We start from the raw sequence: 13,694 nt of genomic DNA on the forward strand, positions 1-13,694 counted from the left end.
CGACTCGCATGTTCATGAAATGTTCTCATTGTTACCGCACCGTTCCCTGTCCCGCAAGGTCGCACCTTCATGGTACGGGCATGCGGGGCAGGGGTGTCGATGTCAGGGGGCGATGCCGAATGCCGCGTGATGCGCGATCTCGCCCTGTGGCGGGCGGCCGTGAAAGACAAGGGCCTGCACGGCCTCATCGGGCACGCCCGAAAGGGTCAGGCCGGGCAGGGCGCGGAACCCGAAGCGGCCGTAATAGGCCGGGTCGCCCACCAGAACCACGCCGCGAAACGCCCCGCGCAACTGCCCGAGTGCTGCCCGCATCAGCGCCGAGCCGACCCCCTGGCGTTGCCTGTCGGGCAGAACCGCAAGCGGGCCGATCAGTGCCCAGCCCGCCTCTCCGCCCACCTCGGCCGATGAGGCGGCGACATGGCCGAGGATCCGCCCTTCCCCCTGCGCCACCAGCGACAGCGTCAGCGCATCGGCGGCGCGCAACGCCGCAACGATGCGCGCCTCGTTCCCGCCGGAATGGGGTGCGGTGCGGAATGCCGTGTCGACGACATCGGCGATCGCGCCATGGTCGGCCGCGGTTTCAGGTCGGATCGTCAGCATTTCGTTCCCCCTTGATTGTCAAGCTGTGCCCGGACCGAGCGCCGCCCGCGATAGGAAATCGTGTAAGGCGCGCCGTTGCGGGATTCGATCAGCCGTTTTCGGCGAAGGCTTTGAAATGTCCTCAGGTCGCAATCGTCAAGGATCATCCCTTCGCGCGTCACGCAGGTGACATCGACGATTTTGCGGCCTGCGCCGCGTTCATGCAGGATGCGGCCCCCCAGGGCCAGAACGTGCAGCGCACGTTGTTCGCTTCGGGAAATATTCATGGAAGTCTCGTGTGATTGTATGAAAAACAAGGCCAGCCGCCGTGCGGCCCGCCGTTTCCGGATCACCTGGCTCTCTGATCTTCAGAGAACCCGATCACACAAGCTCTGACATCCAGTCTCCATCATTGCGCAACAAGGGCGCGGGGACATCATATGCCGGTGCGTCCGAGAATCAATGCCCGGCGCCGGATCCCCGTTCTCAAGCGGGGATTGCGTCCGTTCCGCCACGTTTCGTCGGGCCGCCGTCACCGATCCACGGGGCTGGATGTGGGTCTCGAAGGCGCAAAGTGCTGATTTTCAACGGTAGTTGCACCGTATCTGTAGAGGGAAAATGATGCTTGACGTATCTTATACATAACATGTTACATGTTTTGCGGGAGGAGATGGCATGTATGATGCAGCACCGGATTGCGGGGCGATCGGATGACGATGTCGGCAAAACGATTCCGGCAGCGGCTGTCTGATCCGCGTATTCTTGCGGCGCCTGGCGCGATTGACGCGCTTGGAGCACGGCTGGTCGCGCAGGCAGGGTTCGAGGCGGTCTACATGACCGGGCTTGGCGCGACGGCAAGCCGGATCGGCATGCCCGATCTTGGCCTCATGACCCAGACCGAAATGGCCGAGCATGCCCGCGCGATGTGCCGTGTGGCCGGGGTTCCGGTGATTGCCGATGCCGATACCGGCTATGGCGGGCCACTTAACATTCGCCGTGCCGTGGCCGATTACATCCAGGCCGGGGTTGCTGCCCTGCATCTCGAAGACCAGGTCTCGCCCAAACGCTGCGGCCAGCTGGCCGGCGTGAGGGTGGTGCCCGTCTCCGAGGCCGAGGCCCGGCTTAAGGCCGCGTTGGCCGCGCGCGAAGAGTTTGGCGACATCGTCGTGATCGCGCGCACCGATGCACTGCCCGGGCAGGGGCTTGACGCCGCGCTCGAACGGGCGAAGCGCTATGCAGGCCTGGGCGTCGATCTGGTTTTTGTCGACGGGGTGAAAACCCGAGCCGAGGTAGAAGGCATCGCGCGCGGCCTTGCCGGGCGCAAGGTCATCAGCATTGTCGATGGCACCGATGCGGCACAACTGTCTCTGCAAGGCCTTGAGGAGATGGGGTTTTCTATTTGCCTCATGGCGGTGCACGGGCTTTTTGCATCGCTTGGCGCGCAAGCCGCAAGCCTTGCCGAACTGGCCCGCAGTGGCCGCCTGCCGCAAACGGGTTATGACTATGCCCGCTTCTGCGACCTGATCGGTCTTGGCCCCCATCAGGACTTTGCCCACCGCTTCGAGGTGGATGAGGAAGTCGGGGGGGCTTGATGATGCAGGATGCGGTCGTTCTGATTACTGGCGGAGCAAAGGGGATCGGCCTGGCGATTGCCGAGCGCGTGATCGCGCGGGGGGCGCGGGCAATCCTTTGGGATGTCGACCCTGCGGCCCTGGACCATGCGGCGGGGCATCTTGGCGCGCGCGCGCTTGTCCAGCAGGTCGATATTTCCGACCCCGAGGCGGTTTCGCGTGCCGAACTCGCCCTGACTGTCGCTCCCACGCATCTGGTGAACAATGCCGGCATCATCGGACGGAAGATGGATCTTGCCGCACTGGATGTGGCCGAGGTCGACCGGGTGCTCGGCATCAATCTGCGCGGCACGCTTCTGGCGACGGCGGCGTTTCTGCGGGCCCGCAGCGCACATCCGGCTGCCGGCATCGTCAATATGGCCTCGATCGCAGGGATGAACGGCGGCGCGCCCGGCCACGCGATCTACGGGGCGACCAAGGGCGCGCTTCTGGCGCTAACGGCGGCCATGGCGCGCGATCTGGCGCCTGGTCTGCGTGTCAATGCCCTGGCGCCGGGCATCATAGATACCGAGATCCAGACTCAGCTTTTTGCCAGCCGCACCGCGCTCGAGGCGACAACCGCGGGCATTCCTGCCGCACGGCTTGGCACTGTGCAAGAGGTGGCCGAGGCGGCCGAATGGCTGCTGTTCGGCGCGGCCTACGTCTCGGGCGAGGTGATCCGCGTTGCAGGAGGCCGCAAATGAAACAGATCGAGATCCTGTTCTTTCGCCTTGTCGACATTGCGCTGGTGGGGCTCTTGGCGGCGATGACCGTGATGGTCTTCGTCAATGTCGTGCTGCGCTACGGCTTCGGTTCAGGCATCGATATCTCGGAAGAGATGTCGCGCTTTTGCTTCGTCTGGCTAATCTTCCTGGGGGCGATGACGGCCAGCAGGCGCAACCTGCACATGGGGTTTGACCTGCTTGTCACCACCGCCTCGCCGGGGATGCGGCGGGTGCTTCTGACCATCGCGAATGCGCTGGTGCTTGGGGTTTGCCTGCTGATCCTGGTCGGCACGATCCAGCAATGGCATGTCAACGCCACCAACACCGCGCCTGTTACCAAGCTTCCGATGATCTGGGTCTTTGGCGTGGCGCTTCCCATGAGCTTCGTGATCGGGCTGATCGCGGCAGCGCGGATGCTGGGCTATGCGACCGGACGGCTGGTCGATCCGCCGCGCCCCCTGGGAGAGTTGCACCAATGAGCCTGATTATCTTCATCGCAACCCTCGGGGCGACGCTTGCGACGGGTGTGCCGGTCGCCTTCGCGCTGGTGATCTGCGCGGTCACGATGGGGCTTGAGCTGGATCTGTTCGATCCGCAGATCATCACGCAGCGGCTTGTCGTGGGGGCCAACAACTTCTCGCTGCTGGCAATTCCCTTCTTCCTGCTGGCGGGCGAGTTGATGAATGCAGGCGGCATGTCCAAGCGCATCATCGCCTTTGCCATGGCCTTCGTGGGCCATCTGCGAGGTGGGCTTGGCGTGGTGGCGATCTTTGCCGCGATTATCCTGGCCTCGCTGTCGGGCTCGGCCGCGGCCGATACGGCGGCGCTGATCTCGATTCTGGTGCCGATGATGCGCGCCGCAGGTCATGACGAGGCGCGCTCGGTCGGCCTGATGGCTTCGGGGGGTATCATCGCCCCGATCATTCCGCCGTCCATCGCCTATATCATCTTCGGTGTGGCCACCAACCTGTCGATCAGCCAGCTGTTCATGGCAGGGATCGTGCCCGGCGCGATGATGGGGATCTCGGCGCTTGCGGTGTGGATTTTCGTCGCCCGGCGCGAGAATGTGAAACCGCTGCCGCGCCAGCCCTGGTCCGCGCGCCTCAGGGCCACGCGAGAGGCGGTTTGGGCGCTTGGCCTGCCTGCGATCATTCTTGGCGGTATTCGCTTTGGTATCGTGACCCCGACCGAAGCGGCGGTCATCGCGGCAGTCTATGCGCTGTTCGTCGGCCTCGTGATCCACCGCGAGCTGAAGATCGCCGAATTGTTCATGGTGTTCCGCAATGCCGCGCTGACCACTTCGGTGGTGATGATGCTTGCGGCGGCGGCCCTGGCGACATCGTGGTTCATCGCCATTGCGGATCTGTCGGGGATCGTTCTCGATCTGGTCGCGCCGCTGGTCGATCACCCCCGGATTCTGCTGCTGGCGATCATGGCGCTGATCCTTGTCATCGGGACCATGCTCGACATGGGGCCGACGATCCTGATCCTGGCGCCGGTACTTTTGCCGGTGGTGGAGGAAGCCGGGATCGACCCGATCTACTTTGGGGTGATCTTCGTGATCAACACGGCCATCGGCCTTGTGACGCCGCCCGTCGGCATCGTGCTTTCAGTTTCCGCCGGAGTTTCGGGTGTGCCGATGCACAAGGTTGCGCATGGCTCGCTGCCGTTTCTTGCCGCGCAGGTCGGTGTGCTTCTGCTTCTGGTCATGTTTCCGCAACTCGTGCTCACCCCGCTTGGGTGGCTGCGATAACTGCCGCTTCCCGCGGCCTTTCACACGACATATCCATGGGAGGAAAGTCGATGAACACCAAGATCACCAAAGGGCTTCTGGCCGTAGCCCTGACCTGTTCGGTTGCGTTCCCGGCCTCGGCCGAGATTGGCAGCCATACGTTCAAGGTCTCTAACGGCGCGTCCGAGGATCATCCGGTTTCGGCCGGGATCGATGGCATGTCGGCCTGCCTTGAGGCGGGCTCCGAGGGCAAGATGAAGCTCAAGGGTTTCTATAACGGCCAGCTTGGCGACGATGCCGAGGCGACGCAGTCCGTGCGCTCGGGCTCGATCGAGATGGTGGTGACGGGCGCGGCGGCGATCGGCGGGATCGAGCCTGCGATGTCAGCCTTCGAGTTGCCTTTCATGTTCGCCTCGGACGAAGAGGTCGATGCGATCATGACCGGCCCATATTACGACCATGTCGCCGCCAAGATGCCGGCGCATGACCTGATCTTGCTGTCGATCTGGGAAAACGGCTTCCGCAATGCCACCAACTCCAAGCATCCGATTGACGAGGTCGGGGGGTTCAGCGGGCTGAACTTCCGCGTGATGCAAAACCCGATCTTCCTGGATACCTTCCGCCGGCTTGGCGCAAACCCGGTGCCGATGGCCTTTGGCGAGGTCTTCACCGCGCTGGAAACGGGCGCCGTGGACGGGCAGGAAAACCCGCTGCCCCTCATCCTCGCGACCAAGTTCTTCGAGGTTCAGAAATATCTGACGCTGACCCGTCATGCCTATTCTCCGACACCGGTACTGATGTTCCGGCAAGTCTGGGAAGGGCTGAATGCCGACGAGCAGGCGCTGGTGCAGCAATGCGCCGACGAAGGGCGCGATGCGCAGATCGCCCGATCGCGTGCGGCCACGGGCGAGGCGCTCGAGGAACTCAAGGCGCATGGCATGGAAGTGTCCGAGCTGTCGGCCGAGGAAATGACGAAGCTGCGCGAACTGGTCGCCCCGGTCTATGAAGCCAGCCTCGAAAGTGTCGGCAAGGAGAACTTCGACCTGCTGATGGCAGAGCTTGCCAAGCTGCGCGGGCAGTAAACCCGATCACATGTCCGGCGCCGCCTTCCGATGCGGCGCCGGACCATTCTTTGATGGATCTCCGGATGACCCAGATGCCCCCTCTGTCTTCTTCGCGCGGCGACGCCTGCCTGGCCGCATTGCGTGCCACGTTCGACGCGCGCGCGCTGCTGTGCGGCGATGCGATCCCGGCGCGCAACCTTCAGGACACCAGCTACCTGGCGCCGGTGCGTCCGCTTGCGGTGGTGCGCCCCGACAGCGCCGAGGGTGTGGCCGAAGCCATGCGTATCTGCGCCGCGCACGGTGTGGTCGTGGTGCCGCAGGGCGGGCTGACCGGTCTGGCCGGCGGCGGGCATCCGATCGCCGGTGCGGTCATGCTCTCGCTCGAACGTTTTGCCGGCGTGGAAGAGATCGACCCGGCTTCGGCCACGATCACGGTGCGAGCCGGCACGCCGCTTGAGGTGATCCAGAAGGCGGCGGACGAGGCCGGGTTTTTCATCGCGCTCGATCTGGGCGCGCGCGGTTCGTGCCAGATCGGGGGGAATCTGTCGACCAATGCCGGCGGCAACCGCGTTATCCGCTATGGCATGGCCCGCGAGATGGTGCTCGGGCTGCAATATGTGCTGGCAGATGGCACGCTGGTCACCAGTCTCAACAAGATGCTCAAGAACAACGCGGGCTATGATCTCAAGCAGCTGATGCTGGGATCCGAAGGCACGCTTGGCATCATCACGCGCGCGGTGCTGCGGCTGCATCCGAAGCCCGGCTCGACCCATGCGGCGCTGTGCGGGGTGGAAAGCTATGACGATGTCATGGCGCTGCTTGCGGCGGCCCGGCGCGGCCTTGGCCCGATGCTGTCGGCCTTCGAGGTGATGTGGCCCGATTACTGGCACGAGGCCACGGTCACCGTGAAGGGCGTTCGCCGCCCGGTCGAGGGGGCGCATGCGTTCTATGTGCTGGTGGAGATGCAGGGGTTGGGCGGCGAGGTGGACGCGCACCGCTTCATGGGCTGGATCGAGGGGCTGTTCGAGCAGGGCGTGATTGCCGATGCCGCGATTTCGCAAAGCGTGGCCGATGTGGCCGCATTTTGGCGCACCCGTGATGCGGCCGCGGAATTCGGCACCGTACTTGGGCCGCATTGCGCCTTCGACATCGGCTTGCCGGTCACCGCCATGGACGCCTTTGCCCGGGCTTGCCGTGCACGGCTTGCGGCGGAGATCCCGCAGGCGCTGTCGGTTTATTACGGGCATATCGGCGACGGCAACCTGCATATCGTGGCGTTGTCGCGCGGTGCTGCACAACAGCCGATGGCTGCGATTGCGGGCATCGTCTACAGCACCGTGCGCGAATTCGGCGGCACCGTTTCAGCCGAGCATGGAATTGGACTGCTCAAGAAGCCTTATCTGGGCTATACCCGATCTTCCGAGGAGCTTGCCCTGATGCGCCGCCTCAAGGCTGCGCTGGATCCCGCGGGGGTGCTCAATCCGGGCAAGGTTTTTGACATGACAACAGGTGACGTATGAGAAACCGTCTTAAATCCCGCATGCAGGCAGGAGGGATGATTCCCGCCTGCTGGATCGAACTGATCAACCCGGACGTGGCCGAGATTCTGGTCCGCCACGGCTGGGACGTGATGGTGATCGACGGCGAGCATGGCCGCGGAGAGCTGGAAGACTGGGTCGCCTGTGCCCGCGCCATCGAGGCCGCCGGGGGCGAAGTCGTACTGCGCCTGCCCGATGGGTCGGATACGCTGATCAAGCGCGCACTCGACCGGGGGTTCCGGTCCTTCATCGTGCCGATGGTCAATACCCGCACGCAGGCCGAACATATCGTCTCGGCCTTCCGCTATCCGCCGCGCGGCCATCGCGGCTATGCCGCGCCGATCGTGCGCGGCTCGGACTGGGGGGCGCGGCCGGAATATGCGCGCGATCAGGCGCATGACGAACTGGTGCTGATGTTGCAATGCGAGCATGTCGAGGCAGTCCGCAACCTCGAAGAGATCGTCACGGTGCCGGGCATCGACGCGATCTTCATCGGCCCGAACGATCTTGCCGCATCGGCCGGTCATCTGGAGCGGATGGAGCATCCCGAAGTGCAGGCGCTTCTGGCGCGGATCGAAGAGATCGCCGCACGTCACGACATGCCGCTGGCGACCGTGCGCGGGGCGGGGCGCGACTGGGCCGATCTGGAGCGTCTGGGCTATCGGCTGGTTGCCGGGATCAACGAGGTTTCGCTGCTGATCGAAGGTGCGCGCCGCGCGCATGACGAGTTGACGGGCCAAAGCCCCAAGGTCGCGCTGCGGAGCTACTGAGCGGGCCCTTGTAAAGTGCGTCGCGCGAGTTTTGCATAATTGACGTCGGCCCCGCTGCGCGTCGTGTCATGAATAACAAGGGAGAGCTGCGAAAGCCGAGGCTTCGCCACGAGACCACCATGCCGCTCAAACGTATCGAACCCCAGCCGTCTCTGGCCCAGATCGTCGCCTCGCAGGTCCGCGAGGCGATCATCACCGGCGCGTTGCATATGGGCGAGAACATCTCGGAGGACCGTCTGGTGGCGCAGTTCGGCGTTTCGCGCACGCCCATCCGGGATGCGATGGCGGCGCTGTCGAAAGAAGGGCTGGTCGTGGTGCTGCCCAAGCGCGGCAGCTTCGTGTTCCAGACCTCGCCCGAGGATATCGCGCAGATCTGCGACTATCGCCAGATGCTTGAGGCCCAGGCCGTGCGCGCCGCGCTGTGCCATGCACGCACAGCTTATCTCGACGACATGTCCGGGGTTCTGACGAAAATGGACGAAGCCCTCGGGCGCGGTGACGATTGCGGCTATAGCCTGCTGGATGACCGCTTTCATGCGCTTGCCTTCGAACATTGCGGAAATAGCTACCTGCGCGACGCCTTCAGCCTGATTTCGGGGCGTATTTCGGCATTGCGGGCCAACGTCACCGCGCCCTATGCCGAACGGCGCGCGGAATCTCTGCGCGAGCATCACGCGTTGCACGGGATGCTTGTCGACGGGCGTCTTGAGCAGTTCGATGCGGCGCTTGCGGTCCATGTCCAGCGCACGGGCGAGGTCTATCTCCAGGCGCTCAGGGACGGGCATCTGCGGCAGGCGGATGTCATGGCCGCGGCCGGAGGGACGGCCGCACCGCGGGGCTACTGACTCAGGCCCTCGCCCGGTCTTCGGCGGCCTTCGCATCGAAACCGAAACGGGCGTGAAAACGGGCCAGTTCGCGCGCGTCCGGCGGCTGGCCGGAATAGGTTTTCACATAGGCGGGGATGCGCGCCATGCGCGTGGCAAGGCTTTCGCGGGTTTGCAGCGCGATATAGCCGATCTGCACAAGATAGACGGTGCGGGCGCGCACATCGGCCTCGTCCGGGTCAAAGCCGAAACGCCGGAACATGGCGCGGATCGCATCCAGCCGCGCCTCGTCGGCGGCGGTGACACGGGCCATGACGGCATCGGACCGATGCGCCCATCCGCGCACCGCGAAATCGAAGCGCGGCTCGAAGCGGGTTTCGTCCAGAAACACCCCGATCACGTTCAGGACGGCCTCGGCGATCGTGTCGGCATAGGCCTCGCAGGCGGCGATCAGCGCGCGGGTATTGGTGGCCTCCCAATCCTCGAGAAGCGCATCGAGAATGGCCGCCCGATCCTTGAAGAACCAATAGAAACTGGTGCGCGACAGGTTCAGCCGGCTGGCCAGGGGCTGGATCTTCACCGCGTCGATCCCGCTTTCCAGAAGCGCCGCGCGCGCCGCCGCCAGCCACCCCTCGCGCGAGCCGCGCCAGCCCGAGGGCCTTGCCGCCTCATCATCGGTTTTCTGCTTGTCCATGGGGGCACTCTAGGGCCGCGGCGCGGTGGGCTCAAGGAAAATGGTCATCACTGAACAAAAACTTGACGTATGTGAACATTTTTGCAAATCTCCGCTGGAACCGCACGGAGAGCCCCATGTCCGCCGATCCGCTTTTCCAGCCCTATGCGCTGAAGCACCTGACGCTGAAGAACCGGCTGATGATCACCAGCCACGAACCCGCCTATCCCGAAGACGGCATGCCGAAGGAACGCTACCGCGCCTATCATGCCGAGCGTGCGCGGGCGGGGGTTGCGCTGACGATGACGGCGGGGTCGGCCTCGGTCTCGCGCGATAGTCCGCCGGTCTTCAACAACATCCTGGCCTGGAAGGACGAGGTGGTGGGCTGGATGCGGCAACTGACCGACGAATGCCACGATCACGGCTGCGCCGTGATGATCCAGTTGACCCATCTGGGCCGCCGCACCCGCTGGGACAAGGCCGACTGGTTGCCCGTCGTCTCGGCCAGCCACGCGCGCGAGGTCGCGCATCGCGCCTTCCCCAAGAAGGCCGAGGACTGGGACATCGCGCGCATCATCCGCGACTATGCCGACGCGGCCGAGCGGATGAAGGAAGCCGGTCTCGACGGGATCGAGCTTCAGGCCTATGGCCACCTGATGGATCAGTTCTGGTCGCCGCTGACCAACGATCTTGACGGACCTTATGGCGGCCCGCTGGACAACCGGCTGCGCTTTACCTTCGATGTGCTGCGCGCGATCCGCGAACGGGTCGGGCCGGATTTCATCGTGGGCGTGCGCTATACCGGGGACGAGGATCTGCCCGGCGGGCTGACGCGCGCGGACGGGCTTGAAATCTCGCGCCGGCTGAAGGCCTGCGGGATGGTCGATTTCCTCAATGTGGTGAAGGGGCATATCGACACCGATGCGGGGCTGACCGATGTGATCCCGGTGCAGGGCATGCGCAGCGCGCCGCATCTGGACTTTGCCGCCGAGATCCGCGCGGCGACCGCCTTTCCCACCTTTCACGCCGCCAAGATCCAGGACGTGGCCACCGCGCGCCACGCCATCGCCAGCGGCAAGCTGGACATGGTGGGCATGACCCGCGCGCATATGGCCGATCCGCATATCGTCGCCAAGATCCTGCGCGGCCAAGAGGACCGCATCCGCCCCTGCGTCGGCGCGAATTACTGTCTCGACCGGATCTATCAGGGCGGCATGGCGCTGTGCCTGCACAACCCCTCGACCGGGCGTGAACTGGAACAGCCGCATGAGGTTGCCCCGGCGGGCCGTGCCGCCCGCGTCGTGATCGTGGGCGCCGGTCCCGCGGGCCTTGAGGCGGCGCGCGTGGCCGCCCTGCGCGGGCATGAGGTCATCGTCCACGAGGCCGCGAACGATCCCGGCGGGCAGGTCCGCCTGACCGCGCAGACGCCGCGCCGGGCCGAGATGATCCAGCTGATCCAGTGGCGCTTCGAGGAATGCCGGCGGATGGGCGTGACCTTCCGTTTCAACAGCTTTGCCGATGCCGAAACCGTCCAGGCCGAGGCGCCCGATGTGGTGATCGTGGCCACCGGCGGGCTGCCGCATACCGAAGTGCTGGCCGAGGGCAACGATCTGGTCGCATCGGCCTGGGACATCCTGGCAGGCGATGTGGCGCCGGGGGCCAATGTGCTGATCTATGACGATGCGGGCGATTACGCCGCCCTTCAGGCCGCCGAGAAGATCGCGGCGACCGGCGCGCGGCTTGAAATCGTGGCGCGGGACCGCATCTTCGCGCCCGAGGTCATGGCGATGTCGCTGACCCCGGCGATGCGCGCGCTGCAAAAGCATGATGTGACCTTCACCGTGACATGGCGCCTTGATGCGGTGCGGCGCGAGGGGAACGGGCTGATCGCCACCCTTGGCAGCGACTATGGCGGCGTCGCTCAGGAAAGGCGGGTCGATCAGGTGGTGATCAATCACGGCACGCGGCCGCTGGATGACCTGTATTTCGATCTGCGTGCGGCCTCGGTCAACCTGGGCGAGGTGGATTACGACGCCCTGATCGCCGGGCATCCGCAGACGGTTTGCCGCAATCCTGCGGGCCGGTATCGGCTGTTCCGGATCGGGGATGCCGTCGCCGCCCGCAACACCCACGCGGCGATCTATGATGCCCTGCGGCTGGTGCGTGGTCTTTAGCGCCCGAAGCCTGTCACAAAGGTTAACAGAATGCTGGTCAAGCCGATTCGGGCATGCTAGATATTGCGTGGAACGGGCCAAAAAGGTTCGAAATATACAAGAAGCGGCGGGACAGGCGGCATGAGAACGGGCTATCAAGGCACGTTTGTCATATCTTGGGGGCAGACCGATCTTGACGGTGTCTTGGCGCCGCCGATCGAGGCATTGACGATTGGTGCCTCCTGGCGCTGGACGGGCGAAGCGGTGCGTGTCGACGGACCGCAAGACGTTCTGATCCTGACCGGGGCCGAGGGCGAGGCCGAGATGCGCCGCCGCGCGGCCAGAACCGTGCGCCGGCTTCTGGGGGCCGCGATGGAGGGTCGCGCCTTTTCAGACCTCGAGGATGATCCCGGTCTTCCCGAACAGGGCTTTACCGTGACCGACGGCCATCAGGCCTGGGTGGTGGGGGTGGTGGAAACGCCCGATCTTGCCGCGCGGCTTCTGGTCTTTACCGGTCAGGTGCCGCCGGTGAACGCCGATCTGTGGGTCGTTGACCGGATGGTCGAGCTGCGCCCCGCCCCGGCGGGGCCCGAAGGGGCCGGCGTCATCTGCTTCACCCCCGGCACGCTGATCGACACGCCCGAGGGGCGCCGCCCGGTCGAGGCGCTGCGGCCCGGCGACCGGGTGCAGACCCGTGACGACGGCGCGCAGGACATCCTGTGGGTCGGATCGCGGCGCATGACCGGCGCGCGGCTTTACGCGCTGCCGCATCTGCGGCCCGTTCGCATCCGCTCGGGCGCGCTTGGCCTTGGCCGCCCCGAGGGCGACCTGCTGGTGTCGCCGCAGCACCGCATGCTGATCCGGGGCCCCGCCGCCCGCGCATTGTTTAACGAGCCCGAGGTTCTGGTTCAGGCCATGGACCTGGTGAACGGCGCCTCGGTCCGCATCGAGCAGGGCCTGCCCGAGGTGACCTATATCCACCTTCTGTTCGCGCGCCATCAGGTGCTTTGCGCCAACGGGCTCGATTCGGAGAGCTTTCACCCGGCCGGTACCGCGCTTGGGATGGTGGCCGAGGATCAGCGCGCGGGCCTTTTGTCGATCTTCCCCGATCTGGCGCGCGACCCGCTGTCCTACGGCGCATTCGCCCGGCGCGCGCTGCAACCGGCCGAAGCCGCGATCCTGCGCCACGATCTGGTGGCATGACCGGCCGCCGAGGCTGTTGACACCCCCGTCCGTGCCTGTATAAGCCCGCCATCCCGGGCCGCAGCCGCGTCCCGGGGCTTTCATTGGTGTTGGTGGACCCCGCAAGGGGAAGCCTGTCGCCCAAAACCCTCGCGGATGGGGGTGCGGGAAAGGACAACGCCCTTCTGAAGACTGAAGAAGGAGATCAGCCGTGACCAAACGCACGTCTGCCAAGTACAAGATCGACCGCCGCATGGGCGAAAACATCTGGGGCCGCGCCAAGTCGCCGGTCAACAAGCGCGAATACGGCCCCGGCCAGCACGGTCAGCGCCGCAAGAACAAGCTGTCGGACTTCGGCACCCAGCTGCGCGCCAAGCAGAAACTCAAGGGCTATTACGGCGACCTGACCGAAAAGCAGTTCCGCCGCATCTATGGCGAAGCCGAGCGTGTGAAGGGCGACACCGGCGAGAACCTCGTGGGTCTGCTGGAGCGCCGCCTGGACGCGGTTGTCTACCGCGCCAAGTTCGTGCCGACCATCTTCGCCGCGCGCCAATTCGTGAACCATGGCCATGTCACCGTGAACGGCAAGCGCGTCAACATCGCGTCCTACCGTGTCAAGGAAGGCGACGTGATCGCCGTGCGCGACCGCTCCAAGCAGCTTGCCATCGTGCTCGAGGCCGTGCAGCTGGCCGAGCGTGACGTGCCCGATTACCTGGAAGTCGACCATTCGAAAATGACCGTGACCTTCGTGCGCACCCCGGCACTGTCGGACGTGCCCTATCCGGTCGTGATGGAACCGAACCTGGTCGTCGAATTCTACGCGAAGAACTGATCCCTTACAGTT

Annotated in this window: 14 protein-coding genes; 11 read left to right on the plus strand and 3 right to left on the minus strand. The window is 65.0% G+C overall.

Annotation, left to right across the window (positions count from 1 at the left end; genetic code table 11):
* Nucleotides 1-102 precede the first annotated feature (102 nt).
* Both AC4PTO_RS04950 and AC4PTO_RS04955 read right to left on the minus strand, forming a co-directional pair.
* Complete coding sequence (locus AC4PTO_RS04950) at nucleotides 103-600, minus strand: GNAT family N-acetyltransferase (RefSeq protein WP_492732456.1); 498 nt, start codon at nucleotides 598-600, stop codon at nucleotides 103-105.
* Nucleotides 594-932 carry a YjhX family toxin gene (locus AC4PTO_RS04955; RefSeq protein WP_492732459.1) on the minus strand — a complete coding sequence of 113 codons (339 nt, stop codon included), beginning with the start codon at nucleotides 930-932 and terminating at the stop codon, nucleotides 594-596. The genes AC4PTO_RS04950 and AC4PTO_RS04955 overlap by 7 nt, the downstream gene beginning before the upstream one ends.
* 357 nt (nucleotides 933-1,289) lie before the next feature.
* On the opposite strand from AC4PTO_RS04955, the gene AC4PTO_RS04960 reads away from it, so the two are divergent.
* The 8 genes from AC4PTO_RS04960 (at nucleotide 1,290) to AC4PTO_RS04995 (ending at nucleotide 8,863) form a co-directional block, all read left to right on the plus strand.
* Nucleotides 1,290-2,171 carry an isocitrate lyase/PEP mutase family protein gene (locus tag AC4PTO_RS04960; protein ID WP_492732462.1) on the plus strand — a complete coding sequence of 294 codons (882 nt, stop codon included), beginning with the start codon at nucleotides 1,290-1,292 and terminating at the stop codon, nucleotides 2,169-2,171.
* A complete protein-coding gene (locus AC4PTO_RS04965; RefSeq protein WP_492732465.1) occupies nucleotides 2,171-2,893 on the plus strand; it encodes an SDR family NAD(P)-dependent oxidoreductase in 723 nt (240 codons plus the stop codon). Before AC4PTO_RS04960 ends, AC4PTO_RS04965 begins: the two co-directional genes overlap by 1 nt.
* Nucleotides 2,890-3,393, plus strand: a complete 504-nt coding sequence (locus AC4PTO_RS04970) for a TRAP transporter small permease (RefSeq protein WP_492732466.1) — start codon at nucleotides 2,890-2,892, stop codon at nucleotides 3,391-3,393. Before AC4PTO_RS04965 ends, AC4PTO_RS04970 begins: the two co-directional genes overlap by 4 nt.
* On the plus strand, nucleotides 3,390-4,667 hold the full coding sequence (locus AC4PTO_RS04975) for a TRAP transporter large permease (protein WP_492732469.1): 1,278 nt from the start codon (nucleotides 3,390-3,392) through the stop codon (nucleotides 4,665-4,667). Before AC4PTO_RS04970 ends, AC4PTO_RS04975 begins: the two co-directional genes overlap by 4 nt.
* 50 nt (nucleotides 4,668-4,717) lie before the next feature.
* Nucleotides 4,718-5,728 carry a TRAP transporter substrate-binding protein DctP gene (gene dctP / locus AC4PTO_RS04980; RefSeq protein WP_492732471.1) on the plus strand — a complete coding sequence of 337 codons (1,011 nt, stop codon included), beginning with the start codon at nucleotides 4,718-4,720 and terminating at the stop codon, nucleotides 5,726-5,728.
* 65 nt (nucleotides 5,729-5,793) lie between these two features.
* Nucleotides 5,794-7,230: an FAD-binding oxidoreductase gene (locus AC4PTO_RS04985; protein WP_492732473.1), complete on the plus strand. Its 1,437-nt coding sequence runs from the start codon at nucleotides 5,794-5,796 to the stop codon at nucleotides 7,228-7,230.
* Complete coding sequence (locus tag AC4PTO_RS04990) at nucleotides 7,227-8,018, plus strand: HpcH/HpaI aldolase family protein (protein WP_492732474.1); 792 nt, start codon at nucleotides 7,227-7,229, stop codon at nucleotides 8,016-8,018. The genes AC4PTO_RS04985 and AC4PTO_RS04990 overlap by 4 nt, the downstream gene beginning before the upstream one ends.
* A 119-nt stretch (nucleotides 8,019-8,137) precedes the next feature.
* Entirely contained in the window at nucleotides 8,138-8,863 is a 726-nt protein-coding gene (locus AC4PTO_RS04995) for a GntR family transcriptional regulator (RefSeq protein ID WP_492732476.1), read from the plus strand.
* 1 nt (nucleotide 8,864) lies between these two features.
* On the opposite strand, the gene AC4PTO_RS05000 is transcribed toward AC4PTO_RS04995, so the two are convergent.
* Nucleotides 8,865-9,536, minus strand: coding sequence for a TetR/AcrR family transcriptional regulator (locus tag AC4PTO_RS05000; protein ID WP_492732478.1), 672 nt, complete (start codon nucleotides 9,534-9,536; stop codon nucleotides 8,865-8,867).
* A 116-nt stretch (nucleotides 9,537-9,652) separates the two neighbouring features.
* Here AC4PTO_RS05000 and AC4PTO_RS05005 point away from each other — a divergent pair, with 116 nt between their 5' ends.
* The 3 genes from AC4PTO_RS05005 to rpsD all read left to right on the plus strand — a co-directional run bounded on the left by AC4PTO_RS05005 (nucleotide 9,653) and on the right by rpsD (nucleotide 13,682).
* A complete protein-coding gene (locus AC4PTO_RS05005) occupies nucleotides 9,653-11,689 on the plus strand; it encodes an oxidoreductase (RefSeq protein ID WP_492732482.1) in 2,037 nt (678 codons plus the stop codon).
* Between the two features lie 120 nt (nucleotides 11,690-11,809).
* A complete protein-coding gene (locus tag AC4PTO_RS05010) occupies nucleotides 11,810-12,871 on the plus strand; it encodes a Hint domain-containing protein (RefSeq protein WP_492732485.1) in 1,062 nt (353 codons plus the stop codon).
* A 190-nt stretch (nucleotides 12,872-13,061) separates the two neighbouring features.
* Entirely contained in the window at nucleotides 13,062-13,682 is a 621-nt protein-coding gene (gene rpsD / locus AC4PTO_RS05015) for a 30S ribosomal protein S4 (protein WP_492732487.1), read from the plus strand.
* Nucleotides 13,683-13,694: the final 12 nt, after the last annotated feature.

This window comes from Rhodobacter maritimus, assembly GCF_058747975.1.

What these genes read in the sequence shown, in the direction of transcription:
- AC4PTO_RS04950 (WP_492732456.1), bottom strand. Translation starts at nt 600, where the DNA reads ATGCTGACGATCCGACCTGAAACCGCGGCCGACCATGGCGCGATCGCC.
- AC4PTO_RS04960 (WP_492732462.1), top strand. Translation starts at nt 1,290, where the DNA reads ATGACGATGTCGGCAAAACGATTCCGGCAGCGGCTGTCTGATCCGCGT.
- AC4PTO_RS04965 (WP_492732465.1), top strand. Translation starts at nt 2,171, where the DNA reads ATGATGCAGGATGCGGTCGTTCTGATTACTGGCGGAGCAAAGGGGATC.
- AC4PTO_RS04970 (WP_492732466.1), top strand. Translation starts at nt 2,890, where the DNA reads ATGAAACAGATCGAGATCCTGTTCTTTCGCCTTGTCGACATTGCGCTG.
- AC4PTO_RS04975 (WP_492732469.1), top strand. Translation starts at nt 3,390, where the DNA reads ATGAGCCTGATTATCTTCATCGCAACCCTCGGGGCGACGCTTGCGACG.
- dctP (WP_492732471.1), top strand. Translation starts at nt 4,718, where the DNA reads ATGAACACCAAGATCACCAAAGGGCTTCTGGCCGTAGCCCTGACCTGT.
- AC4PTO_RS04985 (WP_492732473.1), top strand. Translation starts at nt 5,794, where the DNA reads ATGACCCAGATGCCCCCTCTGTCTTCTTCGCGCGGCGACGCCTGCCTG.
- AC4PTO_RS04990 (WP_492732474.1), top strand. Translation starts at nt 7,227, where the DNA reads ATGAGAAACCGTCTTAAATCCCGCATGCAGGCAGGAGGGATGATTCCC.
- AC4PTO_RS04995 (WP_492732476.1), top strand. Translation starts at nt 8,138, where the DNA reads ATGCCGCTCAAACGTATCGAACCCCAGCCGTCTCTGGCCCAGATCGTC.
- AC4PTO_RS05000 (WP_492732478.1), bottom strand. Translation starts at nt 9,536, where the DNA reads ATGGACAAGCAGAAAACCGATGATGAGGCGGCAAGGCCCTCGGGCTGG.
- AC4PTO_RS05005 (WP_492732482.1), top strand. Translation starts at nt 9,653, where the DNA reads ATGTCCGCCGATCCGCTTTTCCAGCCCTATGCGCTGAAGCACCTGACG.
- AC4PTO_RS05010 (WP_492732485.1), top strand. Translation starts at nt 11,810, where the DNA reads ATGAGAACGGGCTATCAAGGCACGTTTGTCATATCTTGGGGGCAGACC.